The following is a 24,369-nucleotide window of genomic DNA, read 5'->3' on the forward strand; positions in this document are numbered from 1 at the left end:
GCACGGGGTCCGATGCCAGGTATCTCATCAAGGCGTGAGATGGCGGTCAGCTGGGCCGCGTCGGGTCCGGTGCCGGCGTTGGGGCCGGTGGTGCCATCGGGGTCGACGCCTTGGGCTGCGGGGATTGCCGCGATCATCTCTTCGATTCGGGTGCTCAGATGTTCGATCTGGCCGGTCAGGGTGTCGACCTGGTCCAGCAGGACCCGGGCCAGTTCGCCGTGGTGGTCGTCGAACCGGCCGGTGAGGGCCTGAACCAGCGCGGCGTGTTTGACCCGCAGCCGGCCCCTGGCCAGGTCCGCCGGGACGAGGGGGTCAGGTTGCCCGGCGAGCTGTCATGACCGTGACCCTGGCAGGTGCCTTTGCATTTTGCGCTGGCGTGGCCGGTGTTCGGCGCCGGCACAGAGAGTGCCTCGACCGTCTGCTCCTCAGCTGGCTTAAGTGGCAAGCCAGCCGCCGAGGAGGTCGGCGGCCTGAGCATCCGCGATGGCGGCCAGTCACCGGGCAATCTGACCGCGCGGCAGTTGAGCGTGGCTGGCGATTACATTTCAGTAGGGAAGCAGCAGGGGGTGCTTCGAGATGGCCAGATCATCGCGATAATGATTGCGCTGCAGGAATCCAGCCTCAGGGTTCTGGCCAACACGAGCGTCTCTGCATCGCTTGGCTAACCGCATGACGGTGTCGGGAGCGATCACGATTCCCTGGGTACCGCTCAGCACCGTCCGGCTGCCGGCTGGGGGAGCGTTGAACAGCTGATGGACCCCATCTATAAGGTGCGGGCCTTCTACGGCAGGACTGCCGGTCCCAACCACGGAAGCCCGCGCGGGTTGCTGGACATCCCAGGATGGGAAACTATGAGCAAAGGCCAAGCGGCGCAGGCTGTTCAGGTGTCGGCGTTTCCCGAGCTGTATGCGCGATGGGAGTCCGAGGCGACTGCCATTGTTGATGCGATCAACGGCGGGACAGCGCCGGCTGCCCTATCGAACGTGTTCAGGTCAGCCAACCCGGACTTTTTAAACACCTGGAGTGTCAGTCCACCTGTGCCGTCAGGCCGGCGGCAGTGATCGCCGTCGATGCCGCGGTCTCGTCGTTGTCCGAGCTGTCGCCGCTGATGCCCACGGCGCCCACGATGGCGCCATCGGAATCCCGGACCAGCACGCCGCCGGGGACCGGGATCAGCCGGCCACCCAGCGCAGCGGTGGCCGCGGCGATGAAGTAGGCCTGCTGCTCGGCGCGCTCCATGATGGCACGCGATCCCATCCCGAGGGCCAGTGCCCCGTAGGCTTTGCCTTGGGCGATCTCGAAGCGGTTGTTCGAGGCTCCGTCCTGGCGGGCCGCGGCGCTGACGTGCCCGCCGGCGTCAAGCACGACGACGGTGAGGGGTTTGAAGCCGTGCTCCTGGCCCGCGGCGACGGCTTTGTCGATGATGGTCCGGGCTGATTCCAGTGTCAGGTTCATGGTGCGTTCCTTGCCCGGTTGCCGGCGTTTTTGTGCGCGGCCCGGCGCCGGTGAAGCACGAGCTCGGTGTAGCCGGACGGCTGGGCCGCGCCCTCGAGGACGAGTTCACGGGCGGCGAGGAACGCCTCGCCGTCGAACGCGGGGGACATTGGTGTGTAGCTCGGGTCGGAGGCGTTTTGTTCGTCGACGACGTTGGCCATCCTCCGAAGCGATGCCTCCACATCCTCCTGGGTCACTATGCCGTGCAGCAGCCAGTTCGCGACGTGCTGGGAGCTGATGCGGCAGGTGGCGCGGTCCTCCATCAGGGCGGTGCCGTGGATATCGGGCACCTTGGAGCACCCGACGCCGTCGTTCACCCAGCGCACGACGTACCCCAGCGTGCTTTGGATGTTGTTATCCAGTTCGTTGCGCCGGTCCTCCTCCGACCAGCCCGTAGGGTCGCCCACCGGGATGGTGAGCAGCTGGCGGAGGGTGGAGCGGCGCTTTCCGGCGAGTTCGGCCTGCCGGGCGTCGACGTCTACCTGGTGGTAGTGGATGGCGTGGAGAGTGGCGGCGGTGGGTGAGGGGACCCAGGCGCAGTCCGCGCCCGCGAGCGGGTGGCCTGCCTTCTGGGCCAGCATGTCTGCCATGTTGTCCGGTGCGGCCCACATGCCCTTGCCGATCTGGGCGCGGCCGCTGAACCCGCAGGCAAGTCCGATATCGACGTTGGCGTCCTCGTAGGACTTGATCCAGCTGGAGTTACGCATGTCCGCTTTGCGGACCATCGGTCCGGCGAGCATGGAGGTGTGGATCTCATCGCCGGTGCGGTCCAGGAACCCGGTGTTGATGAATGCAACCCGTTCGCGGGCCTCGCGGATGCAGGCCTTCAAATTGGCCGATGTGCGGCGTTCCTCATCCATGATCCCGATTTTGAGGGTGAGCGGGTCGAGGCCCAGCACTTTCTCGGTGCCGGCCAGGAGCTCGCAGGCGACGGCGACTTCGGCGGGGCCGTGCATCTTCGGCTTGACGATGTAGACCGAGCCGGCGCGGGAGTTGTGCCCGGCGTGGGGGCCGCGCAGGTCGTGCACCGAGCCGAGTCCCGTGAACAGGGCGTCGAGGATTTCCTCGGGCACCGGAGCGCCGGCGGCGTCCAGGACGGCGTCGCTGGTCATCAGGTGGCCGACCTGGCGGATCAGCAGCAGTGAGCGCCCGGGCAGGGTCAGCTCTGAGCCGTCGGCTGCGGTGTAGGTCCGGTCGGGGTTGAGCCGCCGGGTGTGCATGCGGCCGCCCTTGGTTACTTCGGCTGTCAGGGTGCCCTGCATCAGCCGGAGCCAGTTGCGGTAGCCCTCCACCTTGTCCCTGCCGTCGACGGCGGCGACCGAGTCCTCCAGGTCCATGATCGTGGTCAGCGCGGCTTCCAGCACGATGTCCTTTACCCCGGCCGGGTCGCCGGAGCCGATCGAGTGGTTGCGGTCGATCTGGATTTCCACGTGCAGGCCGTGGTGGACCAGCAGCACGGCCTCGGGCTGGCCGGCCTCGCCCCGGTAGCCGGCGAACTGGGTCGGGTCTGCCAAGCCCAGTTCGCCGTCCGGTGCTTCGGCGACGAGGGCGCCGTCCGTGATCCGGTAGGCGGTGACTGCGGTGTGGGATCCGCCGGCCAGGGGAGTGTGTTCGTCCAGGAAGCAGCGTCCGAACGCAACGACGGCGGCGCCCCTGACCGGGTTGTATCCGCCCGTGCGCCCGCGGCCCTCCGCATCGTCGATGGCGTCGGTGCCGTATAGCGCGTCGTAGAGCGAGCCCCACCGGGCGTTGGCCGCGTTAGCGGCGAACCGGGCATTCAGCAGCGGGACCACCAGTTGGGGTCCGGAGACGGTGGCGATCTCGGTGTCCACGCCGTCGGTGCTGATGTTGAAATCGGCCGGTTCCTCGACCAGGTACCCGATGGACCGCAGGAAGTCCTCGTAGGCCTCCGGATCCAGGGGCATCGAGCCCTGCGAGCGGTGGTACTCGTCAATCTGGCTTTGCAGCAGCTTCCTGACATTCAGTAGTTCCAGAACCCGTGGCGAAAAGTCGGAAATCAGGGCGGCGGCGCCGGCCCAGAACTGCTCGGCGTCGAGGCCAATCCCCGGCAACGCCTCGTCCCGGACGAAGGAGAAGAGCTCCTCCGCGACGTGGAGTCCGTTCGTCTCCAAGTGATTCGGCATTCCGGTCACGCTCCGTTCAACTTTCATAATGCGAAAGAAAAATATCGATCTATAAAGGTAGCCAGGGGCTCCATGGCTGTCAACGCCGTTCCGCGGGTTCATTGGCGGCAGCCCGAATGGCTGACATCAACCATTGACTGTGATCTAAATCTCACATATGGTCTATCCACAAAACAAGAGACAACCTTCACCATGTGGAATTTGTGCCGTTGTTGGATTCTCACCTCGGGCCGCCCGGCCCACTGTTGCCCAAAAACAAAAGGAGTTTTTGTGAGTCCAAGGTTTGAGTCTTTTCAGCAGGTCGTCGATCCGATTGCCGGGTCTCTTGCTGTCTCGGCGGTGGTTGCCGCGCTTCCGCTGCTCCTGCTTTTCGTCCTCCTCGGCGCCTTCCGGGTCAAAGCGCACAAGGCCGCCATCGCCAGCCTGTTGCTCTCCATCGTGCTGGCCATCGTGGGCTGGCGGATGCCGTTCGGCCAAGTGCTCAGCGCCACCGCCCAGGGCGCCTTCTACGCCATCTTTCCGATTCTCTGGATCCTCATCAACGCCTTGTGGGTCTACAAGCTGACGGTTGCCACGGCATGGTTCGAGGTTCTGGGCCGGACCATCCGCTCCATCTCCAACGACCTGCGCATCCTCGCGATCCTGGTTGCATTCTGCTTCGGCGCGTTGCTGGAGGCGCTGGCCGGTTTCGGCGCGCCGGTGGCCATTTCCGCTGCCATGCTCGTAGCCGCCGGCATGAAGCCGCTGAAATCGGCCATCGTGGCACTCCTTGCCAACACCGCCCCCGTCGCGTTCGGAGCGATGGCAGCTCCGATCATTGCCCTCAACGGCGTGACAAACATCCCGTTGCATGACCTCGGCTCCATGGCCGGCCGCCAAACCCCCTTCGTCGCGGTGCTGGTCCCGCTGATCCTCGTCTTTATCGTCGACGGCAAACGCGGCCTGCGGCAGACCTGGCCGGTGGCGCTGGTATCCGGAATAGTGTTCGCTGTGGCGCAGTTCCTCGCCTCGAACTTCCTGGTCGTCGAACTCACCGACGTCGTCGCCGCCATCGCGACGGTTGCAGCGGTGCTGCTGATGCTCAGGTTTTGGCAGCCGGCCGAAATCGTCGGAATGCACAACGTCAAAGGCAGCGGCCCCGCAGAGGTGTCGCTGGTCAGCGCCGGCCCTCCCGCCCGCACCGGCTACGGCACGTCCTCCGGCCTGGGCGGTGTCAGCCGCAACGGCGAACCCGTCGGCGCCGGCCGTGCGGACACGCCAGCGGGCGCCGCCGTCAGGCCGCCGAACCGGGAGGTATGGATGGCAGTCGCCCCGTACCTGATCATCATGGCCGTGTTCTCCATCGCCCAGTTGCCGGATGTGAAGACCTGGCTGACCGCCGTCGGCTCCGTCACCTTCGAATGGCCCGGCATTGACGCAGTGGACTCCGCCGGGCACCCGGTCGCGGCCCACAAGTTTAAACTGGACCACCTGAAGGCCACAGGCACGTTGCTGCTGATCTCGGGCATTATCACCATGGCCCTTTACAAGCTCAAGCCGCTGCAGGGATTCCGTACCTACCGCGACACGCTGTTCCAGCTGCGCTGGACCATCGTCTCGGTCACGTCCGTCCTGGCGCTGGCGTTCGTCATGAACGTGTCAGGCCAGACGAACTCGCTCGGCATCGCGCTGGCCTCCGCGGGCGGGTTCTTCGCCTTCCTCTCGCCGCTGCTCGGCTGGATCGGCGTGGCACTCACCGGCTCGGACACTTCCTCGAATTCACTCTTCGGGCAGCTTCAGGTCACCGCCGCGCAGCAGACCGGCCTGTCGCCAACGCTGATGGCAGCCTCGAACTCCTCAGCCGGGGTGCTGGGGAAGATGCTTTCGCTGCAGAACCTGGCCGTCGCGTCGGCCGCCGTCGGCCTGGACGGGGCCGAAAGTGTCCTGTTCCGCAAGCTGCTGGGCTGGAGTCTGGGGCTGTTGGCCTTCATCACCATCCTCATCCTCCTGCAGTCCACCCCCATTCTGGGCTGGATGGTTCCGTAGGAAACGGCCTTTCCCTTTACGCCGGCGTCCCGGCCGCGGACAGCCTGCCCGGCGGAGCCGGGAGGAGAGCGCCAAGCAACCATAAAGACCTGCAAACGATAGAGAGCAGACCCTGTGAGCACTACCGCTAACCACACGAAGGCCCAGGCAGGCGCGGAGCTTCTCGCCGCGGCCCGGCACGGCACCGCCGACGAAGCCGACCGGATGAGCGTAAATACCGACCGGTCCGGGTACACGCCCGGGACGCTGCCGGACGGCGTTGTGTACGCCACCAGCGTCGACGACGTCGTCGAGACCATGGTCCATGCGACAGCGGGACGCATCCCCATCGTCGCCCGGGGCGCCGGGACCGGCCTCGCCGCCGGTTCCTCCGCCCAGGCTGGCGAGATCGTCCTGGACCTTTCCAAAATGAACCGTATCCTGCGTCTGGATCCGCTGGAACAGATCATCGTCGTCGAACCCGGTGTCCTCAACGCCGAGGTCAACGCCGCCGCGGGCGAGCATGGACTGTTCTACGCCCCGGATCCCGCCAGTACCGCCATCTGTTCCATCGGCGGAAACATCGCCACCAACGCCGGAGGCATGCGGTGCGCCAAGTACGGCGTCACCCGTGAGTCCGTCCTGGCCCTGAAAGTTGTCCTACCCGACGGGCGGCTCCTCGTGACTGGCCGCGCAACGATCAAGGGCGTCACCGGCTACGACCTCAACGCCCTAATGATCGGGTCCGAAGGGACACTGGGTGTGGTGGTTGAAGCAACTCTTCGCCTCCGGCCGCTCCCCGTGGCGACGGCAACCGTCGCAGCGTTCTTCCCGGACATCGTTACCGCCGCCCAGGCCGCCTCGGCTGTCATATCCGCGCGCATCACGCCTTCGGTGCTCGAACTCATGGACGGGCCGACCCTGGCCGCAGTCGACGCCGCCCTGGGCACGGACTATCGAAGCCGCGGCGGCGCATTCCTTTTGGCCCAGACGGACGGATACGGGGCCTTCCTAGAACAGGAGGTGCTGATTCAGGCCATTGAGCCTTTCGCTTCGTCCTACGAAAAAGCCACAGACCCGCAAAGGACGTCGGAACTCCTGACTCTGCGCCGCGAGGCCATTCCTTCGTTGGAACTGCTGGGCAACGTCTGCATCGGTGACGTCGGAGTTCCACGCGGACGTCTCGCCGAGATGGTCACCGGGATCGAGGAAATTTCCCGCCGCACCGGTGTCCGGATCTTCACCGTCGCGCACGCCGCCGACGGCAACCTGCACCCTATGATCGTGCTGGACGAGGGCCAGCCCTCCACGGAAGGACCGGCGAAGGACGCGCTTGGTCAAATGTTTCATTTGGCCCGCGGCCTCGGCGGCACACTGACGGGAGAACACGGAGTAGGAATCCTCAAGCGCGACTGGCTGCGAGACGAACTGGGCAGCGACTCCCTCGAACTGCAGCACGCCATAAAGAATGTATTTGACCCGCTCGGCATCCTCAACCCAGGCAAGGCAATCTAGCCGGCGTCAAGGAGGAGCTGGCCGCCGCACGCACCGGGGAAAACCAACTGGCCCGGGACCTGGAGCGAGCCCAAGTATCGGCTGCCACTGCACAGCAAGAAGCGGAAACAGAGATTGTCGGTCTACGGGTCGACGTGGAGGCTGTCCGCGTGCGACTGAACCATGGGGAGCAACGAGTCACAGACCTCCACGACACCTACAAAGGCCTAATCACCCAGTTACGCGATGAACTAACCCAGGCCCGCGCGGCGGAGACCAAATAACCGAGGCCGCGACCACGATCTGACGCAGAGAGCTAACGGGCAGGTAGCGCAAGCGGGAAACTGACAAAAGTTGCCAGGTACGCGAGACCGGCACGACCGGATGCACGGAGACGGGGTATTACTGCGACGGCCATCCTCAGAAGTCGTCTGCTGTGAATCCAGTGGGAAGCCTCGGGCATGTCCAGTTCCAAAATGGCCTTGCTGAACCGCCACGCGGCCCCGCCGGGGAGAGAACAGCACCAGAAGCACCAGTGAGTGTCCGACAACGATTGTTACCGTACATGGCCCGGTACTCCTGAGCGTGTCCCCAGGGGCAATCTAGGTGCGTCCGGGTTCCGGCCCCGGAAACGGTAGAGTCGCCGGCATGCGGGATCTGTTTGAGGATGAAGAGAACGACGTCGAGATCAAGCACGAATTTGAGACCCGGGATCTGCTTGCCGCGGTTGATGTCTTCGATGAGATGCGCACGCACCTGAACGACATGGGTATCGCCAGGCCGCCGCAGATGCGCGGTGAGCTCCTTGACCTGCATCAACTGGCAATGGAGGCTTATCCGAATGGTTCCAAGGAAGACCTCATCAAGCTCTACGAAGACGCCGAAAACCTCGAAAGCGCGGCTTTTGAGCTGATGGAACAGGCCGAAAAGCTCCATCAACTTCTGGAATCCCTCATGGCCACCGAACCTGAAGACCTCCGCGGCTACTGAACGGACCGGTTCAGCAGGGTGTCATACACTTCAACATCCAAGGGTAGGCCTGTGATCTGGTGGCCGCGAAGCAATAACCACCCCACGACGATCGCAGCAGCTGTTCCCTGGGAGCCCAGCCTTCGTGTACGTTCTGCCCTGAGATAATGGCCACCGTACCGGCGGATGCTCAATCAGTCGGTACGGTGGCCATTATTCCAAGGAGAGGAGCTGTATCCCCTGGTCCCGCGCCGGCAAGCCCTTATGAAGACGCCAGCGATTAGAGTTCGCTGATGTGTCGGAGCTGGTTGTCGTCAAAGCCCTCCGGTCCGGCCATTGGCTTGCCGGGTTGGGGGTTGTAGCTTCCGTACAGCCGTTGGCGCTAAGGATGTTCCGGCATGGGTTTGGCGGTCTGGATGTTGCGATAGATGGTCATGGGGGTGACGGCGCAGGAAGCTGCGATTTCGGCCATGGTGAATTGTCGGGCGTCGTACATGCGCTGGGCTTTGTTGATGAGCTCTGGGGTCATTTTGGGTTTGCGTCCGCCTTTGCGTCCTCTGCTCCGGGCTGCGATGAGTCCGGCCTGGGTGCGTTCGCGGATGAGGGCGGCTTCGTATTCGGCCATGAGCGCGAACATGCCGAAGACGAGTTTGCCGTGTGCGGTGGTGGTGTCCACGATGCCGTTGGTCAGTGATTGGACGCCGATGCCGCGTTCGTCGAGGGTGGCGACGATGTCGATGAGGTTGCGCAGGTTCCGTCCGAGTCTGTCGATTTTCCAGACGACCAGGGTGTCGCCGGGGCGCAAGTCGTCCAGACACAGTGCCCACTGTGGCCGGTCAGCTTTGGTGCCGGTCGCCGTGTCTTTGTAGATCTTCAGGCAGCCTTCGGCGTTGAGTGCATCGAGCTGCAGCTGCGGGTCCTGGTCGGTGGTGCTGACCCTCGCGTACCCGATTTTGTGTCCCATGCCTGCCAATCTAACAAAATCCATGAATCCTGGCCTGTTTAGTTATCTAGATTTCGTTGCGGGTTTTGTGAGCCTGCAACCGCTGGTTGGGTATCGAGATGGCGGATCGGTGTGGGGTCTACCGCAGACGACCGTTTGTGATAGCCGGCAGACGCATCGTGGACGAGCCCGATCCGGCCCAGGTCTAATGGCGATTACTTCCGAAAGACCTGCCCATTAAACAGGTCACAGGAATGATTTATCCAACGATTGTAAAATCGCATACCTTTTGCTAGCGTTTGGGTCGAAGTTGCCCGGTGCAACCATTGTGCGGGCGGCTTGGGTGGTGGGGGACCTGACAGGGCGACTGCAAAGTCGTTGGTGAGTGGCCAGCGTCTTAAATGGTGAGACGATCCGGTGGTGGCTGTTAAAGAGCGGGAACCCCTGTTAAGCATGTGAATGTTCAAGCCCACATGTTGCCAGGAGTTCCCTGTTGTCATCTTCTCATCTTGCCGCGTTCGTCGACGAATTCACCGGGGCAGGACCGGCCGAGATCGATCCCGGCAAGGTGCTTGCCGCCCTGTGTGAACTATCCGATCCGAGGGCCCGACGCGGTGTCCGGCACCGCTTCCCCCACTTGTTGGTCATCATGGTTTGTTCCGTGCTGGCCGGGGCGAAAACTTTGGTGGAGATGGCCGAGTGGGCCTCCGACACGGCCCGGTTCCAGCTCGCAGCCCTGGGTATCGGAGCCCCGCACGCGACTACCCTCGGTCGGGTGCTGGAGCGGCTGGATGCGGATGCCCTGGACCGGCTGGCAGGGGCGTGGGCGCAGGCCCAGGCCGCCGCGAGGGCCATTGCTATCGATGGGAAGGAGGCCCGTGGAGCGAAGAACGGCGGCGGTGACCGCGTGCATTTGATGGCCGCCATCGACCAACGCACCGGGGCCGTGCTGGGCCAAGTCGACGTCGGCATCAAGACCAATGAAATCAGCATGTTCAAGCCCCTGCTGGAGAGGATTCCTGCCCTGGACGGGGTGATTGTGACCGCGGATGCCCTCCACACGCAGACCGGGCACGCGAAGTATCTGGCGGAGCGGGGCGCCCACTACGTCCTCACGGTCAAGGGAAACCAGCCCACGTTGCACAACCAGCTGCGGTCCCTGCCCTGGGAAAAGGTCCCTGCCGGGGACCGGTCCCTGGCCACGGCGAACGGCCGGGAGATCACCCGCACCGTCAAATGCGTCAGCGTTGCCGCCGGCATAGGCTTCCCGAATGCGGAACAAGCTGTCCAGATCACCCGCAAGTCCCGGCCCCTCGGGACCCGCAAATGGCATATCGAAACCGTCCACGCGGTCACCTCCCTACCCTCGTCCGAGGGCAAACCGGCCCAGATCGGAGCCTGGATCCGGGGACATTGGGCCATTGAAAACGGTCTTCACTGGCGCCGGGACGTGACCTGGAATGAGGACCACAGCCAGATCCGCAACGGTCAGGCGCCTCGGGCCATGGCGTCGCTACGAAACCTGTGCATCACCATCCACCGACTCGGGGGCCAAACCAACGTCGCCAAGGCCACCCGAGCCGCTCGAAACCACCCCGACCGCGCCCTCCAGCTCGCCGGCATCACCACCGTCTAACGACTTTGCAGCCGCCCTGGGGGACCTGATAAGGCTGAGTTCTCTGTCCGCGTGACCTGGAATATCCAACATCCGAAGCAGGGGAATTTCGTGACTCAGCGCAGATTCAGAACAATGCCACTTCCAGCGGCACTCGTATTGTTGCTGGCTTCGTCGGCAGGCATCACTGCCGCGCAGGCGGCACCCGCGCCGGCGCACGGTGACTTCAGGACATCTGTTCCTGCTGCTGCTGCCAAAGACGGATTTGCGGATCGGCTCTCCGTCTGGGGAGAGAAAGACGGCGTGCTTCAGGTCGGTCTGACCAGCATCCACGGGAACGAGTTGGCTGCGCTGAAAGCGCGGCTGGGGCCAGACGTCAGTGTATTCCAACACGACGCTGTTGAGTCTGCTGTGAAAAAAACGCCTGTCCCGGCCGCAGTGCCCGTCCATACTGTAACGCCAAGCCGTAAGAAGCAGTCCCCTTCTGTGACCAGCACTCTTTCCGCGTCAACGACCCCGAGCAATATCCCGCCATTCATGGACAGCTTGCCGTACTACGGCGGCGACCGGATAGTCCGCACTACGGTGGAAAACGGGGTCAACTATGTCATTCAGTGCACCGTTTCAGCCCCCTACGTGAATAGCTCGACCGTCTACATGATGACTGCCAGACACTGCGGGCCCGCAGGAACCGCTTGGAATCAGGGCTACTTCGACGGGACGAATATCTACATTTCAGGATCGATGGGAACGGCATCTTCAGTCCAGTGGGGCAACAACAGAACTGACGGAGCCCTCCTGACCGGCACTAGCTACGCCCCCTACATCTGGACCGACGGCGCCAACTATGCCAGCGCACATGTCACAGGTGCTGCCACGGTCGTGCCCAAGGGCGCCGGCCAGGGAACGCCCGTTTGTACTGATGGTTCCTTTACAGGGTATGCGTGCGGTGGAACAGTTAGCTTCACCAATGCTTGCGCCAACATCTCCGAAGGAAGCGTCGTCTACTACGTTTGCGGGCTCGATATCGCAGATTCAGCGACTCCCATCGTGCAGTCGGGAGACAGCGGCGGGCCTGTCGTTGTGCCCGCATCCGGAGGGGTCCTGATGGCCGGAACAATCAGCGCCCAGTCCAACGGCGGGAAAGAAGTGCTGTTCTCCGATGTCAACTATCTTCAGCAGGTCTTCGCTGTCTCAGTGGCCTCCTGACTTGCTGCTCCTGCGGCACGTGACGAAAGGGGCCGCCGCGGTGATCATCACCGCTGCGGCCCTTTTCGGTCTTCTGTCCTGCGGAGCAGACACGGGCAGCCCCGGCCAGGGGGGCGGCGTCACCAGCCCGTCAACAACCAATCCTGGGCCGCCTGCCCCAGTGAAGACCGGCCCGGCCATCCAGACCGTAACCCCGGACTTCTCCGAGCTCCGCGTCGACACCTCACCGGCGGCGGCGGGCGACACGGTGCCATGGAAGCTGGTGAAGGTAGATACGGTGAACAACCGCATTTACCTTTCTTCCGAGCAAGTCAGCTGCACGGTCCCAGAAGTTGTCCACCTTCAGGAGACCCGCACGGAGATCGTCATCGCCGTGGCTGGCGCGCCGACCTCAATGACATGCGCTGCCCGGAAGGTAAGCCTGATTGGCTACGTGCAACTAAACGACCCATTAGCCGGCCGCCGTGTTGTCGGGAACAGCCAGTAAATTCCATGGCCTTGTAGTTCGTGGTGACCCCGGCGGAACCGTTGGAGGTGAACTGGTCGAAAATGTTGTAGGTCTGGGTGGTGGCCCCGGCGGCGGTAGTGTTGCCGTTCGCGTCGTAACTGTAGGTAGTGGCTCCGCCCGGGGTGTGGGGCAGTTCGGGGCTTGAGGACCAATGCTCGGAAAAGTCACGCTAAGCCGATCTCCAGTGGTAACAATGGTTGCCTCGGTTCATCTGTATGGCTAAACACAAATATTTGACTGCGGCCGAGGAGGCCTCGTACGGGCGATTCGAGGCGCAGGCCCCGGCGCAGGCGGTGTTGGAGCAGTTTTTCTTTCTGGACGATGTGATCTTGTTGCGAACCACCGGCGGCACCCCTAACTCGGCGCAACAGCAGCTCCGACCTGCCTTAGCGGACGATTCCGTTCCATTACTACTCAGACCCCTACAGCCTGATTCCGTCCTCGGACGAACCCTCAACTTTCGAAACCGTTGACGCCTCTTTCTAGGATTCGCGAGGGTGATGCACATTCAGCCTTGGTCGTTGATGGCTCGGAGGAAGTAGCTGACGGGCTTTCTGAGGTGCACCCAGGCCGCTAGCGCGAAGGAAACAAGGACGGCAGCCCCAGGACGAAGCTCGGCCCGGCAATAGGGTCCTTTCCAATGGCTTTCCCGTGGCGTAGAAGCACCGCATGTCGAGCATCGGAAACACAGGAAGCTCACGATCTTCGTTGCCAACGCGGCCGCATACCCACGGGATACCGCTAGTGCCCGGCGAGTCGTGAGGTGGGTACCGTAGGCCGCTCTGCCAGGCAGCGATCAGATTGACATATTCATCCCGCGGCGGCGGTTTGAGGTGGACCCTCCGGTGTTGTCGATCCTCAACCTGAGAAATCCTCGGCATTGTTTGGGGCCATCGAAATCCTTTCACAAACTTGCGTAAATCCATGGGTTCTACCCCCTGGCCGTGTGTAGGCTCCCAACAGCGACCACCTTCAAGGAGCAAAATGAAACGCACTCGGTTGTGGCAATACACGGTTCCGCTCCTATTTCTCGGCTTGCTGTTGACGTCTTGCGGAGACAGGAAAACGGGCGGACCAGGAACTGCTGTGCCCACGCCCAGCTCCACAAGCTTCGCCACCCCCACCAACTCCGCAACGCCCACCGACTCAACCCCTGGCTCGACCGGCACCGCGGCACCCCAGGAGACATGTGCGGCGTTCCTGCCGTCGACCCCGTGCACTAAATACACAAGCGTCTCCGGCACGGCCAGCGGCAAAGATTTACCTTGGGTGGCCTCCGGCGGGGTCAGGGCACAGTTGACCTCCGTGAACGGAGAACTTCAGCTGACCGTGACGACCAAATGCGGCCCCATGAGCGGGCAAGCGACAGTCACCGGTAACACGCTGAACGCCCGGAACATAGCCACCGGCGCTGTGGGGTGCTCCGGCGATGTCGGCGAACAACATCTGTGGGTACTGGAATTCCTGAAGCGGCCCATCGAACTGACATTCAGCCAGGGCACTCTCACCTGGAAGAGCGGAACAGACACACTCAGCTTCAAAAGCGAGTGACCGCTCGCCTATTTTCGAATCGCCACCCTCACGGGTGGTGCCCATTCACGACGTAATCAAATATCGATGAACTAATCCAAAATTGGGGGAACAGTGAAGTTCATAACTCATGCCGTCCGCGTGACGGCAGTAATCATGCTCGCCTTGACAGGCATTGGAGGAGGCACAGCAGTCGCCAGCCCAAATCCGCCCACAAGCCCGGCAGGGCTCGACGAAATCGACCGCTACGCACAAGCGCAGGGCGCCACATTCATCGCCAACCAACAGCAACTGTCAGATTTCAAGCACTGGGTCATCATGGTCCCCGGGATTGAAGACGCCGGGTACGTGGAGCAGGTCAACGACGCATCCAAGCTGGCCACGAAGTTCCTCTGGAAGGGCCAGTCACTGCTGCGTGACACAGTCCTGGCTGAAGCCAAGGCCCGCGGAATCACCGCAACGTTCGCGGAGAGGCCATACTCTCTGCCGCAAATCCGTGCAGCAATTAAGAAAATCGACGCAAATAAGGCTGCATTCGCTACACTCGGGTTCCAAGTCGAGGGAATCGTCGGAGTCCGTGACGACGACGGCTCCATTGCCATCGAAGGCCACGCCATCGACGGTGCGGCGCCTGACATAACCAAGGTGTCAGCAACCGCCAGCCAAGCTTCTGGTGTAGCAGTGCGTGTGGCCGACAAGCAGCGAGCCACTGCCACCACGGCGACACGATCCAATGACACCGCACCCTTCAACTCGGGCGGCTACATGCTCCGTGTTGGCGGGGGCACCTGCAGTACAGGGTTCGCAATAGCGGACGCCAGCCGCACCTACACGGTCACGGCAAGGCATTGCCCTCAGGGGTCGTACTACGACCGCGACAACTCAGGGGTCTACGTCGGCTACGAGTTGCGCGATTCGCCAGACGGCCAGGCGTCACTGCTGGACGGAACCGGAAGCAAGTGGATGTTCGACGGAGCATGGAACAACAGTGGGGGCTACGCCAAGGGAGTTTCCGGATTCCAGGACGTGTCCGTTGGCGATTATGTCTGCACAAGCGGAGGGAACTCCGGGGTGCACTGCACTATCAAAGTCGTCAGCACCAATCGCTGGTGGAACGACGGGTGGGGTGGCGCCTGGAACATCGAGGGCTACCAGCAGACTGCCGGTGCAATCTCCGCTATCCAAGGTGATAGCGGAGGCCCAGTCCTCATGCCCCGCTCAGACGGCACTGTCGGCGCGGTCGGTATGATCCAAGCTGTCCTCAACGCTGACACCAACAACTGCGGGTCAGTTCACGACCAGGGGACGAACGTCTGTTCCCCCGACGTACTATTCACTTCAACCAGGACAATAGCCAACAGCCTCGGTATGAGCCTTGTCACCTGGTAGACGAAATCTGAAGGCTTCCCGGACCCGCTCTCACAGGCGGCCGGGGAGCCTTCTTTGCGAGCGGAACTCCCCTGGCAATCTCTGAACGTCTCGGGGGTGCGGTCCCGGCTGGAGTCCTAGCCAGCCTTGATCCTGGGTTATGAGATCCAGCCAGCCGGGAGCTGCGAAAAGTAGACTGACCAGTGGATGCGCATCGTCGAACAGGTCAAGCTCGGGCAGCCGCCGGGACGGAGGGCTTGAGGACCCCAATGCTCGAAAAGTCACGCTAGAAGCCTGTCCCTAGTCAAGTGGTAACGATGGGTGCCTCGGTTCGTTGAGCCTGTATGGCTAAACATAAATATTTGACTGCGGCCGAGGAGGCCTCGTACGGGCGATTCGAGGCGCAGGCCCCGGCGCAGGCGGTGTTGGAGCGGTTTTTCTTCCTGGACGACGCCGATCTGGACCTCGTGGCGAAACGGCGCGGTGATCGGAACCGGCTCGGGTTCAGTCTCCAACTGGTGACTGTCCGACACTTGGGCACGTTTCTGGAGGACCCCCTCGACGTGCCGAACACGGTGGTGGATTATGTGGCCGGACAAGTGGCGGTGGCGGATCCGTCGTGCGTGAAGGGGTACCTGGAGCGGCGGCCGACGCGGTTTGAGCATCAGGCGGAGATCGCCGAAGTATACGGTTATGTCTCCTACGCCTCGGCGGAGGCGGAGTTGATCGGTTGGCTGGACGGGCAGGCGTGGACGACCGGTGATCAACCGAAGCCGCTGTTCTACGCGGCGGTGGGATGGTTACGCGCACGGAAGGTGCTGCTGCCGGGGGTCACGACGTTACGGGACGAGGTGGCCAGCGTCCGCAAGAAGGCGGAAACCAGGCTGTACGCGGCCCTGGCGGGGGCGGTGACCGGCGAGCAGGCCCTTGAGCTGGAGAAACTGCTGCAGGTGCCCGAGCGGAGCCGATGGTCGCAGTTGGAGATGTGGCGCAAGGCGGGGAAGAACACGACCGGGCGCGGCATGGTCAAGGCGCTGAACCGGGTATCGGAGATCGCCGGGCTGCACCTGGGCGAGGTCGACGTGTCCGGGGTGCCCAAACGGCGGTTGATCGCACTGGCGAAGGAAGGCCGGAACGAAACGGCGACCAAGCTTGACCGGTTGCCGTACGAGAAGAAGATCGCCACGCTGCTGGCCACGGTGCGGTGGCTGGAGGTGTCCGCCACCGACGACGCCCTGGAACTGTTCGACGTATTCATGTCCAACGAGCTGATCGGGCGGGCAAACAAGGCCGCGGAGAAGGCCACAATCAAGCGGGCGCCGGTGGTCGCCCGGGCACGCCCGGGTCCTGAAGTCGGTGGTGGAACTTCTGCTCGAGGCCGAGGGGGCGAGTGAGACCATGCCGTTGGGCATGGTGTGGGAAATGATCGAGCACCAGGTGGGCTCCCGGGCGCAGATCGCCGCGGCCGTAGAGGGAATCCGGGAGATCATCCCGCCGCCGCAGGCCGAACCGGAAGGGCAGTGGCGGGAGGCGGTCGTGGAGCGGTACGCCACCGTACGCGGCTTCGCCAGGATGCTGTGCGAGGTAGTCGGGTTCTCGGCGACCGCCGACGCACACAAGATCCTTGCGGCGATGCAGGACCTGGCGCATCTGCTGGACCTGAGGGAGAGCGTGAAGGTGCCCAAAGGGTACCTCGATGCCCGCAAGGTCGACCTGTCAGTGGTGCCGAAGGGCTGGTGGCAGAAGCTCGTGTTCCCCGCCGGCAGGCCCGGGGAAACGGTGGACCGCAACGCCTACGTGTTCTGCGTTCTGGAGCAGTTCCACACCGCGCTCAAGCACCGCGACATCTTCGCGTCCACCTCCGACCGCTGGTCAGATCCCCGGGCCCGGCTACTGTCGGGCCCGGCGTGGGAGAACGCGAAGGGCCCGGCGCTGGGCGCGTTGCTGCTGCCGGAGCAGCCCGACTCTCTGCTCGCCGAGCATGCCGGGACCTTGGATGCGGCATGGCGGACGGTGTCCGGCGCGATGACCGCCGGCGGGGACATCACCGTGGACGCCGACGGCCGGATGCACCTCGGCAAGGACGACGCCCTGGAGGAGCCGCCCGGCCTGAAAGACCTGCGTACCCGTGTGGCGGGCATGATCCCGCGCGTGGACCTGTCCGAGCTGGTGCTCGAGGTGATGGGCTGGCACCCGGACTTCGCCGCGTCCTTCACCTCGGCAGCCGGCGTGTCCTCCCGGCTGACCGACCTGCACGTCTCGGTCGCCGCGCTGCTGACCGCGCACGCGCTCAACATCGGGTTCGGGCCGGTGATCGCCGACGCTACGGCGCTGACCCGCGACCGGCTCTCCCACGTCGACCAGCACTACCTCGGCTCGGACTCCTACGCCGCAGCCAACGCGGTGCTCATCGATGCCCAGGGAGCCAGCGACCTGGCGCAGGCATGGGGTGGCGGGCTGGTCGCCGCCGTCGACGGGATGCGGTTCGTCGTTCCGGTCCGCTCCGTCGACGCCCGCCCAAACCCGAAGTACTTCCACCGGAAGAAGGGCGTGACCTGGCTGAACATGATCTCCGATCAGTCCGTCGGGCTGGCGGCCAAGGTGGTGTCGGGCACGCCGAAGGACACCCTTCACTTCGTGGACCTGCTCTACAACCCCGACGGCAGCCAGCGGCCCGAGATGCTGATCACCGACCAGGGTTCCTATTCCGACATCGTGTTCGGACTGGTCACCTTGCTGGGGTTCGACTACCGGCCGGTCCTCGCGGACCTGCCCGACGCCAAGCTGTGGCGGATCAACCGGTCCGCCGACTACGGCCGGCTCGACAGGACCGCCCGGGGAAAGATCGACGCGGAGAAGGTCCGCCGGCACTGGCCGGACATCTGTCGGATTGCCGCTTCGATCCACACCCGCGAGGTCTCGGCCCACGATGTGATCCGCATCCTGCAACGCGACGGCCGTCCGACCGATCTGGGCGAGGCGGTGGCGCACTACGGACGGATCTTCAAAACCCTGCACGTCCTCACCTTCGTCGATGACCCGGGCTACCGCCGGGAGATGAAAGCGATGCGCAACCTCCAGGAGGGCCGCCACGCCCTGGCCAGGCACATCTTCCACGGCCGCGAGGGCAAGCTCCACCAGGCGTACCGTGATGGGCAGGAGGACCAACTCGGCGCCCTGGGCCTCGTCTTGAATTGTGTGACGTTGTGGAACACGGTCTACCTCGACCATGCCCTGACCGCGCTGCGGGAACAGGGCCACCCGGTGCTCGATGCCGATGTCGTCCGCCTATCGGCGTACGTGCGCCGGCACATCAACGTCCACGGTCACTACTCCTTCCAACTTCCGGACCTCGCCGGCGGCCGGCGCACTCTGCGCGATCCCGACCACCGCGACAGCAACGAGGAGTGAGAAGAGCCTGAGAGGCAACGGAACGAAACCGGGCATTAAGGGGTGTCGGGCACCGAAACCTGCAAGGCAACATAGTCCAAAGCACCTGCAGGAAGCTCAGCCGGCCCGGATGGAAACCTCGCATGCTGCTGGAAAAACTTCAGGAGTACCGCGAACCCGGCTCGGGTCACCCCGGACTTTCTCGACAACAGGAATGCATCTTCTTCAACCAGCGTCCACGCATCAAGGAGCTCGCTGCTCAGCTCGAAACCCATAGCCAAACTCAACCACACCTAGATTGCCCTGGGGACACGCTCAGGAGCACTGGGCCTACATAGGAGAGCTTGCGTGTTGCCGCCGTTCCGCGCTTGGCTCGGTGATGCCGCGGAACGATCGGGTGGGTAGATGTGCGGCCATGCTGATGGAGGTTACCGTACCTTTAGTCCGAAGTGTCAAGAGAGTTGAATGACCAATAAGTGTTTACCCCCAGCATCAGCGCGGTACCTCCGTCGTGGTGCGGTGGCCGCGGCCGTGACTTCGGCCGCGTTGGCTGGCTGCAGCGCGCAGTCCATGCCACCGGGTTAAACGTCGGCTGCTTCCACGACGGCCGGGTCCTTGGCCGCGGCGCGGGTGCCGTATCAGCTGCATATGGACTTCTTCTCCCGTGAATCGAAAATTGGTGCGGTGATCGATTCCCAGGTGTTCCAGAGTTCCCCCGGAGCCCCGGCCGGGTCCGGCCCCCAGGGCATTACTCATGCTGCCGGAACGGCGCCGGCCGCCAAGTCCGCTGACCCCGGGAGCGCTTTGCTGGCAGCGGACGGCACCGCGCTGAACATCACCCTGGGCCAATGGGAGAAAGCTTCCGGAGCGGTGTCGTTCAGCTGCACCGCCGGCGGCGAAGTTGCCGCCAGTGACCTGACGGGCCTGATTCCCAACGGCTCCTACGGCACCTTCGTGGTCCACCTGGATGTCCAGGGCGCAGGCCGCTTCACCCCCTGGGGTGACAGCCAGGGCACCACCAATAACTTCACCGCCGACGCCGCCGGGACAGCGACGATAACAAACACGGTCCCGGGCTGTCTGAGTAACCGCGAAGCTGCGGTCATCATCTGGCACGGCGACGGAAAGCCAAACGGGCCCACCCCCGGAACGCTGGGTGTGACGTGGCACAACAGCCTCATCACCCCGCTGCTTTAAGGCGGGACACACCTGGTGTCCTTCCGCGCCCCTGCCCGGCCTGTAGCCATGGTCCCGACCGAGTCCTTCATTCCTTCCCCGACCGTCAGCGCGTTCCAGCTGGGCCCGTTCACGATCCACTTCTATGCCCTGTGCATCATGGCCGGCATCGTGTTGGCCATCTGGCTGGGATCCAGACGCTGGCAGGCGCGCGGAGGCTTGCCCGGTCAAGTCCTGGACGTCTGCCGGTGGGCCGTCCCGGCCGGGATCATCGGCGTCCGCATTTACCATGTCATCACCGACCCGGAACTGTACTTCCTGCCCGGGAAGAACCCCTGGAATGCGTTCGCGATCTGGGACGGCGGGCTGGGGATCTGGGGTGCCATCGCCCTGGGCTGTGTGGGCGCGTGGATCGGCTGCCGGAGGGCCGGGGTCTCCTTCGTTGGCTTCGTGGACTCCGTAGCACCCGGCGTTCTCTTCGCCCAGGGACTGGGCCGGTGGGGTAACTGGTTCAACAACGAACTCTACGGCGACCCGACGACCCTGCCGTGGAAACTGCAGATCCACCCCATGGACCCCCAGACGGGGGCGGCCCTCACGGACGCCTCCGGTGCGCCCGCCGTCCTGGGCTATTTTCAGCCGATGTACCTCTATGAATCCCTGTGATGCCTGGCAGTGGGGCTGCTGATCCTGTATCTGGACCCAAGGTTCCGCCTCGGCGCCGGCAGCGTTTTCGCCCTTTACGTCGCCTCCTACACCGCGGGGCGGTTCGCCTTCGAGCTCATGCGCTCGGATTATGCAAATCTGATCCTGGGACTGCGGGTGAACACCTGGGTCGCCGGGATTGTCTCCCTCGCCGGCGCCGTCGGATTCATCCGAAGGTTCCGCCGCGGACGCTCGGTCGCCATACCCGCCGCCGATGCTGCCCAGCCATCGCCTTCCCCGGACCAGCGAGCCACGTCGAAGGAACACACCGATGTTCACTAGAAACGGTTCCTGGGGGAGGACTCCTGCTTTGGTAGCCGCCGCACCCTTTGCCCTACCCCCGCCCTCCATGCTGGGACGTTGAGGTCGGTGGGCACAGCTGCCACCAGATACGTCAGGACCGTGGCGGCTGCTGCAGCAAGCCACCTGTGTGCCTGCCACCGGGCCAGGGCCGCATAGCATGTCATGGAATATTCACCGCAGGTTTTGCCCGTTCCGAGGGCTGGCTCTGCCGATGTTGAAGGAGTTGTTATGACGGACACCGATTTTTCGAACGGTACCCCGGATGCCGATGCCTCGAGGGGTCTTCTGGTCCACTGCGCAGGACCGGCCGAGAGCGCCGGGCTCGCCGGAGCCCTGCGCAGTGCGGCCAACGCGGTGGCAGCACTCGCTCCGGGTGTCCCTATTGAGGTCGTGGTCCAGGGCCCGGGCGTGGGTCTGTTGGCCAGAGGTTCAACGCTGGGGGAGTCCATCAGCGAAGCCCTCGGCCAAGGCATCCGGGTTCTTGCCTGCGGGAACAGCCTGCGTTCGGTCGAACTGGCCCCGGGGCAGCTTCTTCCCGGGGTCGGTTCTGTGTCGGCGGCCATTGCCCACATAGCGACGCGGCAGTGGGAAAGCTGGGCCTACATCCGTCTGTGATGCCCGGGCCCGTCAGGCGGACGCGTCCTTTGACGAGACAGTTGGAAGGCTATATATGACGCGCCTCGGATATGCCCGCGTGCGCTCGGCGGAGCAGGACACCGCGCGGCAGATCCGGGGACCTGGAGCCCGTCGGATGCGAACGCATCTACCGCGACCACGGCGCCAGCAAGATCAAACCCGGCAAATACAGGCCTGGACCCAGGCCGGGGGAGGCACGAACCTTGGTGGTTGGCGAACGCCGGGGTCGCTGCCTTGGTTCCGGGAGCACCGCGGCCGCCGTGGCATGGGCGCGTGAAAGGCGCTGCGCAGATGTTTTAGCCGACAGTCGTTTGCGCGGTGGCGGTGTGAACCGTCCGCCGCACTGTTGTCCGGCTGTTTGTGTTAGTGCTTCTTGAAGGCGTCTTTGACTTTCTCGCCGGCCTGCTTGAGGTCGGCTTTGACCTGATGGCCTTTGCCCTCGGCCTTGAGCCGGTCGTTGCCGGTGGCGTCGCCGGCGGCTTCTTTGCCCTTACCGTGGAGCTTCTCGGCAGCGTTGTGGATCTTATCTCCCAAACCCATCGCGGTCCTCCTTATTTGGACGCTCCCGCGACGTGAATGCCGCAGAAGCCGACAACTAATTGTAGGGATGAAACCGACACGAATGGGTGCCATAGACAACCCGAGTATCCGGTTGTCCAGGGCCTCACCGGGGGTCGTTGCCGCCCGGAGGATCCGGGCCGAGATTGCCGGAGGGGGTATTCGCTGCCGTCTTGAGGGCAATAGGCGATCAGGGTGTGCAGATCGACCCCGAAGGTGGCCATGAGGGGCCAGAGCACGATCGCGACCAGGCCTTCGAGGATGTTGCCGGGAATGTTCCATGCCACAAAGTAGCCGTGGGTGGCGGCGACGACTACTCCGATGGCCAAATAAACGAATCCGACCAGGCCAATTCCGCGCCTGCCTGTTGGACGTCTGCGAATCCGCGCCTCATCGCTTATCTTCCTACGCGGGTGTAAACAAATTATAGGTGCGCCCGACGCATTCGGGGAGACCAGCCGGGAGCGTCCGTTTAATGAACCTTCGCATTTGAGCCCGGTTGGGGCCGGTCTGAGACCGGCGCCGCGGCGTAGGCCGTTCCCCGCCCGGCGTGGTGAGGCGGAAAAGAGGTCAGGGCCGCTTCGAATTGGTATCGAGCAAGCAACCAAAACCCAAAAGAGACCCTGACATGAATAGCCCTATGTGAGGTGTAAAGAAGAGAACGCCGGTCACCACGTAGTTAAGCGTCTTTCCGTTTGCCGTGAGCGTTATTTTGAGGTTTGGAGAGGTGCTGATGATGGTCCCGTCAGGTTTCACTATGTTCTTTGCGCTGCCCGTGACCACTTCAGTGACGTCGAAGCCGCCGTTTGTGGGACCGCAGTGGACAGTGAACGTTCCGGCGACGGGGACGGGGGGACCGGAAGGCGCGGCGTTGGCCGTCGGACCAATTCCGAGGATCAGCCCGGAAATCAGGGCTGTGAGGACACGCAAGCGCTTCATGATGATCTCCTTGCATCGACTTGCAGAAGGCGCACCATCAGAATTGACGGAGGAGACCGCTCGCCGTAAGAAGTTCGGGATTGCCCCTGACTGCAGCGTAGGTTTTATGGCCGCTCAACGACGCCGGGTCCAAGGCCCCGCTCACGTGGGTGATTACTCCGCACCGGCCGCGGGCACTAGGGTCCGACGAGACTCACCTATAGTGCTCGCGAAACGGGGTGCATACCTCATTTGAGAAACGCTCGCGAAATTACGGGCCGCTACGGGCACGGCGGTGACGATGAGGGATGGACCTGTCGATGGCAACGCGCAGGGAAATCACGAAGAAGTACGCGACCGATTATGCGAAGTCGTCGAAGAACGCCAAGGGGTTGATTCTGGACGAGCTCGTGGCGGTTACCGGGTCGTCCAGGGCCGACGCCCGCCGGGCCCTGTCTATGGCCCGGAAGCGTAGAGGCCCGGCGAAATCGGTCGTACTTAAGCCGCGGGGGCGGACCTATGGCTATGAGACCGTAAAGGTCCTGATCAGTGTGTGGCGGCTCGCGGGGATGCCCTCGGGGAAGTATCTGGCCGCGACCATGCGCATCTGGTTGCCCAAGCTTCAGGCCTTCGGGGAACTCGACGCGAAGAGGCTGACCCCGGCGGTCAGGGGGCAACTGCTGAAGATCTCCGGTGCCACGATCGACCGGCTCCTCAAACCCACCAAGGACGCGGACAGACCAACGGGCTCTCTGCGACCAAGGCCGGCCCGCTGCGCCGGAACTCCATCACGATCCGTGAGGCCGGCGACGAACACGAACAGGCCCCCGGGTTCATCGAAGCGGACATGATCGTTCACTGCGGCCCCACCCTGGCCGGGGAATTCATCAGGACACTGACCGCCACAAACGTGTTCACCGGCTGGACCGAGAACATCGCGGTCCGTAACGGGGCGCACAAATGGGTGCTGGAAGCGATGGATGAGGTCGTGGACCGACTGCCATTCCCCCTGGTCGGTCTGGACACCGACAACAGCGGCGAATTCATCAACCACGCCTGATCAACTGGGCCGCCGACAAAAACCTCTACTTCACCCGCTCCCGGCCCTACAAGTCCAACGACAACGCCCACCTCGAGCAGAAAAACGGCGACGTGGTCCGCCGGCACGCCTTCCACTACCGCTACGACACGGCCGCCGCACTGGATCTATGACAACCGCGGACCCCGTACCAACGCGTCATCAATTCCAAAATCCTGACCGAAGCCAAAGCCGCTGAACTCGCGGACCTCATGGCAATCACCAACCCGGCCGACCTCACCCGAGGCAGCACCACCATCCAGACCCAGCTGATCGCCGTCGCCGCCGCGAAAACACGGGCCCTAAAAACATCATCCACGCGAGCAT

At 63.6% G+C, this 24,369-nt stretch carries 22 protein-coding genes and 1 pseudogene; 17 read left to right on the forward strand and 6 right to left on the reverse strand.

The window, feature by feature from the left end:
* Positions 1–158 precede the first annotated feature (158 nt).
* Together ABIB45_RS20980 and ABIB45_RS20985 are read left to right on the forward strand one after the other, a co-directional pair.
* Complete coding sequence (locus ABIB45_RS20980; protein ID WP_354217785.1) at positions 159–338, forward strand: hypothetical protein; 180 nt, start codon at positions 159–161, stop codon at positions 336–338.
* Positions 339–359: 21 nt separating this feature from the next.
* Positions 360–665: a hypothetical protein gene (locus ABIB45_RS20985; protein ID WP_354217786.1), complete on the forward strand. Its 306-nt coding sequence runs from the start codon at positions 360–362 to the stop codon at positions 663–665.
* Between the two features lie 361 nt (positions 666–1,026).
* On the opposite strand, the gene ABIB45_RS20990 is transcribed toward ABIB45_RS20985, so the two are convergent.
* On the reverse strand, positions 1,027–1,455 hold the full coding sequence (locus ABIB45_RS20990) for a GlcG/HbpS family heme-binding protein (protein WP_354217787.1): 429 nt from the start codon (positions 1,453–1,455) through the stop codon (positions 1,027–1,029).
* On the reverse strand, positions 1,452–3,638 hold the full coding sequence (locus ABIB45_RS20995; RefSeq protein WP_354217788.1) for a malate synthase G: 2,187 nt from the start codon (positions 3,636–3,638) through the stop codon (positions 1,452–1,454). Before ABIB45_RS20995 ends, ABIB45_RS20990 begins: the two co-directional genes overlap by 4 nt.
* Positions 3,639–3,908: 270 nt before the next feature.
* On the opposite strand from ABIB45_RS20995, the gene ABIB45_RS21000 reads away from it, so the two are divergent.
* The 3 genes from ABIB45_RS21000 (at position 3,909) to ABIB45_RS21010 (ending at position 8,126) form a co-directional block, all read left to right on the forward strand.
* Complete coding sequence (locus ABIB45_RS21000; protein ID WP_354217789.1) at positions 3,909–5,663, forward strand: L-lactate permease; 1,755 nt, start codon at positions 3,909–3,911, stop codon at positions 5,661–5,663.
* Positions 5,664–5,777: 114 nt separating this feature from the next.
* Entirely contained in the window at positions 5,778–7,157 is a 1,380-nt protein-coding gene (locus tag ABIB45_RS21005; RefSeq protein ID WP_354217790.1) for an FAD-binding oxidoreductase, read from the forward strand.
* 627 nt (positions 7,158–7,784) lie between these two features.
* Entirely contained in the window at positions 7,785–8,126 is a 342-nt protein-coding gene (locus ABIB45_RS21010) for a transposase (RefSeq protein ID WP_354217791.1), read from the forward strand.
* A gap of 361 nt (positions 8,127–8,487) precedes the next feature.
* Here ABIB45_RS21010 and ABIB45_RS21015 read toward each other — a convergent pair whose 3' ends face one another.
* Positions 8,488–9,069, reverse strand: a complete 582-nt coding sequence (locus ABIB45_RS21015) for a recombinase family protein (RefSeq protein ID WP_354217792.1) — start codon at positions 9,067–9,069, stop codon at positions 8,488–8,490.
* Positions 9,070–9,541: 472 nt separating this feature from the next.
* Between ABIB45_RS21015 and ABIB45_RS21020 the strand changes: the two genes are divergently transcribed.
* The 7 genes from ABIB45_RS21020 (at position 9,542) to ABIB45_RS21050 (ending at position 18,689) form a co-directional block, all read left to right on the forward strand.
* Entirely contained in the window at positions 9,542–10,684 is a 1,143-nt protein-coding gene (locus ABIB45_RS21020; protein WP_354217793.1) for an ISAs1 family transposase, read from the forward strand.
* Positions 10,685–10,735: 51 nt separating this feature from the next.
* Positions 10,736–11,872: a chymotrypsin family serine protease gene (locus tag ABIB45_RS21025; RefSeq protein ID WP_354217794.1), complete on the forward strand. Its 1,137-nt coding sequence runs from the start codon at positions 10,736–10,738 to the stop codon at positions 11,870–11,872.
* 40 nt (positions 11,873–11,912) lie between these two features.
* The gene (locus ABIB45_RS21030) at positions 11,913–12,359 is read left to right on the forward strand and encodes a hypothetical protein (protein ID WP_354217795.1); all 447 of its coding nucleotides are present in this window, start codon (positions 11,913–11,915) and stop codon (positions 12,357–12,359) included.
* A gap of 1,107 nt (positions 12,360–13,466) precedes the next feature.
* The gene (locus ABIB45_RS21035; RefSeq protein WP_354217796.1) at positions 13,467–13,931 is read left to right on the forward strand and encodes an META domain-containing protein; all 465 of its coding nucleotides are present in this window, start codon (positions 13,467–13,469) and stop codon (positions 13,929–13,931) included.
* Positions 13,932–14,024: 93 nt separating this feature from the next.
* Entirely contained in the window at positions 14,025–15,299 is a 1,275-nt protein-coding gene (locus tag ABIB45_RS21040; protein ID WP_354217797.1) for a chymotrypsin family serine protease, read from the forward strand.
* A 323-nt stretch (positions 15,300–15,622) separates the two neighbouring features.
* Positions 15,623–16,672, forward strand: a complete 1,050-nt coding sequence (locus ABIB45_RS21045) for a DUF4158 domain-containing protein (protein WP_354217798.1) — start codon at positions 15,623–15,625, stop codon at positions 16,670–16,672.
* On the forward strand, positions 16,638–18,689 hold the full coding sequence (locus tag ABIB45_RS21050; RefSeq protein WP_354217799.1) for a Tn3 family transposase: 2,052 nt from the start codon (positions 16,638–16,640) through the stop codon (positions 18,687–18,689). Before ABIB45_RS21045 ends, ABIB45_RS21050 begins: the two co-directional genes overlap by 35 nt.
* A 35-nt stretch (positions 18,690–18,724) precedes the next feature.
* Here ABIB45_RS21050 and ABIB45_RS21055 read toward each other — a convergent pair whose 3' ends face one another.
* Positions 18,725–18,943 (reverse strand): DUF4158 domain-containing protein, encoded by a 219-nt coding sequence (locus ABIB45_RS21055; protein WP_354217800.1) that lies wholly within the window; start codon positions 18,941–18,943, stop codon positions 18,725–18,727.
* A 373-nt stretch (positions 18,944–19,316) separates the two neighbouring features.
* Here ABIB45_RS21055 and ABIB45_RS21060 point away from each other — a divergent pair, with 373 nt between their 5' ends.
* From ABIB45_RS21060 to ABIB45_RS21070, 3 genes and pseudogenes are all read left to right on the forward strand, one after another.
* A complete protein-coding gene (locus ABIB45_RS21060; protein ID WP_354217801.1) occupies positions 19,317–19,865 on the forward strand; it encodes a hypothetical protein in 549 nt (182 codons plus the stop codon).
* 48 nt (positions 19,866–19,913) lie between these two features.
* Positions 19,914–20,831 (forward strand): annotated as a pseudogene (gene lgt, locus ABIB45_RS21065) (prolipoprotein diacylglyceryl transferase).
* A gap of 249 nt (positions 20,832–21,080) precedes the next feature.
* On the forward strand, positions 21,081–21,467 hold the full coding sequence (locus ABIB45_RS21070; protein WP_354217802.1) for a DsrE family protein: 387 nt from the start codon (positions 21,081–21,083) through the stop codon (positions 21,465–21,467).
* Positions 21,468–21,851: 384 nt separating this feature from the next.
* On the opposite strand, the gene ABIB45_RS21075 is transcribed toward ABIB45_RS21070, so the two are convergent.
* Positions 21,852–22,028, reverse strand: coding sequence for a CsbD family protein (locus ABIB45_RS21075; RefSeq protein WP_234754158.1), 177 nt, complete (start codon positions 22,026–22,028; stop codon positions 21,852–21,854).
* 588 nt (positions 22,029–22,616) lie between these two features.
* Positions 22,617–22,985 (reverse strand): hypothetical protein, encoded by a 369-nt coding sequence (locus ABIB45_RS21080; protein WP_354217803.1) that lies wholly within the window; start codon positions 22,983–22,985, stop codon positions 22,617–22,619.
* Between the two features lie 287 nt (positions 22,986–23,272).
* Here ABIB45_RS21080 and ABIB45_RS21085 point away from each other — a divergent pair, with 287 nt between their 5' ends.
* Together ABIB45_RS21085 and ABIB45_RS21090 are read left to right on the forward strand one after the other, a co-directional pair.
* The gene (locus ABIB45_RS21085) at positions 23,273–23,815 is read left to right on the forward strand and encodes a hypothetical protein (RefSeq protein WP_354217804.1); all 543 of its coding nucleotides are present in this window, start codon (positions 23,273–23,275) and stop codon (positions 23,813–23,815) included.
* Positions 23,812–24,024, forward strand: a complete 213-nt coding sequence (locus ABIB45_RS21090) for a hypothetical protein (RefSeq protein WP_354217805.1) — start codon at positions 23,812–23,814, stop codon at positions 24,022–24,024. The genes ABIB45_RS21085 and ABIB45_RS21090 overlap by 4 nt, the downstream gene beginning before the upstream one ends.
* The last annotated feature ends 345 nt before the right edge of the window (positions 24,025–24,369 follow it).

It is taken from the genome of Arthrobacter sp. UYCo732, assembly GCF_040547265.1.
GTDB lineage: Bacteria > Actinomycetota > Actinomycetes > Actinomycetales > Micrococcaceae > Arthrobacter.

Coding starts and splice junctions, on each gene's coding strand:
- ABIB45_RS20980 (WP_354217785.1), top strand. CDS start 159: ATGTTCGATCTGGCCGGTCAGGGTGTCGACCTGGTCCAGCAGGACCCG.
- ABIB45_RS20990 (WP_354217787.1), bottom strand. CDS start 1,455: ATGAACCTGACACTGGAATCAGCCCGGACCATCATCGACAAAGCCGTC.
- ABIB45_RS20995 (WP_354217788.1), bottom strand. CDS start 3,638: ATGCCGAATCACTTGGAGACGAACGGACTCCACGTCGCGGAGGAGCTC.
- ABIB45_RS21010 (WP_354217791.1), top strand. CDS start 7,785: ATGCGGGATCTGTTTGAGGATGAAGAGAACGACGTCGAGATCAAGCAC.
- ABIB45_RS21015 (WP_354217792.1), bottom strand. CDS start 9,069: ATGGGACACAAAATCGGGTACGCGAGGGTCAGCACCACCGACCAGGAC.
- ABIB45_RS21045 (WP_354217798.1), top strand. CDS start 15,623: ATGGCTAAACATAAATATTTGACTGCGGCCGAGGAGGCCTCGTACGGG.
- ABIB45_RS21055 (WP_354217800.1), bottom strand. CDS start 18,943: ATGGGTTTCGAGCTGAGCAGCGAGCTCCTTGATGCGTGGACGCTGGTT.
- ABIB45_RS21060 (WP_354217801.1), top strand. CDS start 19,317: ATGGACTTCTTCTCCCGTGAATCGAAAATTGGTGCGGTGATCGATTCC.
- ABIB45_RS21070 (WP_354217802.1), top strand. CDS start 21,081: ATGACGGACACCGATTTTTCGAACGGTACCCCGGATGCCGATGCCTCG.
- ABIB45_RS21075 (WP_234754158.1), bottom strand. CDS start 22,028: ATGGGTTTGGGAGATAAGATCCACAACGCTGCCGAGAAGCTCCACGGT.
- ABIB45_RS21080 (WP_354217803.1), bottom strand. CDS start 22,985: ATGAAGCGCTTGCGTGTCCTCACAGCCCTGATTTCCGGGCTGATCCTC.
- ABIB45_RS21085 (WP_354217804.1), top strand. CDS start 23,273: ATGGACCTGTCGATGGCAACGCGCAGGGAAATCACGAAGAAGTACGCG.
- ABIB45_RS21090 (WP_354217805.1), top strand. CDS start 23,812: ATGATCGTTCACTGCGGCCCCACCCTGGCCGGGGAATTCATCAGGACA.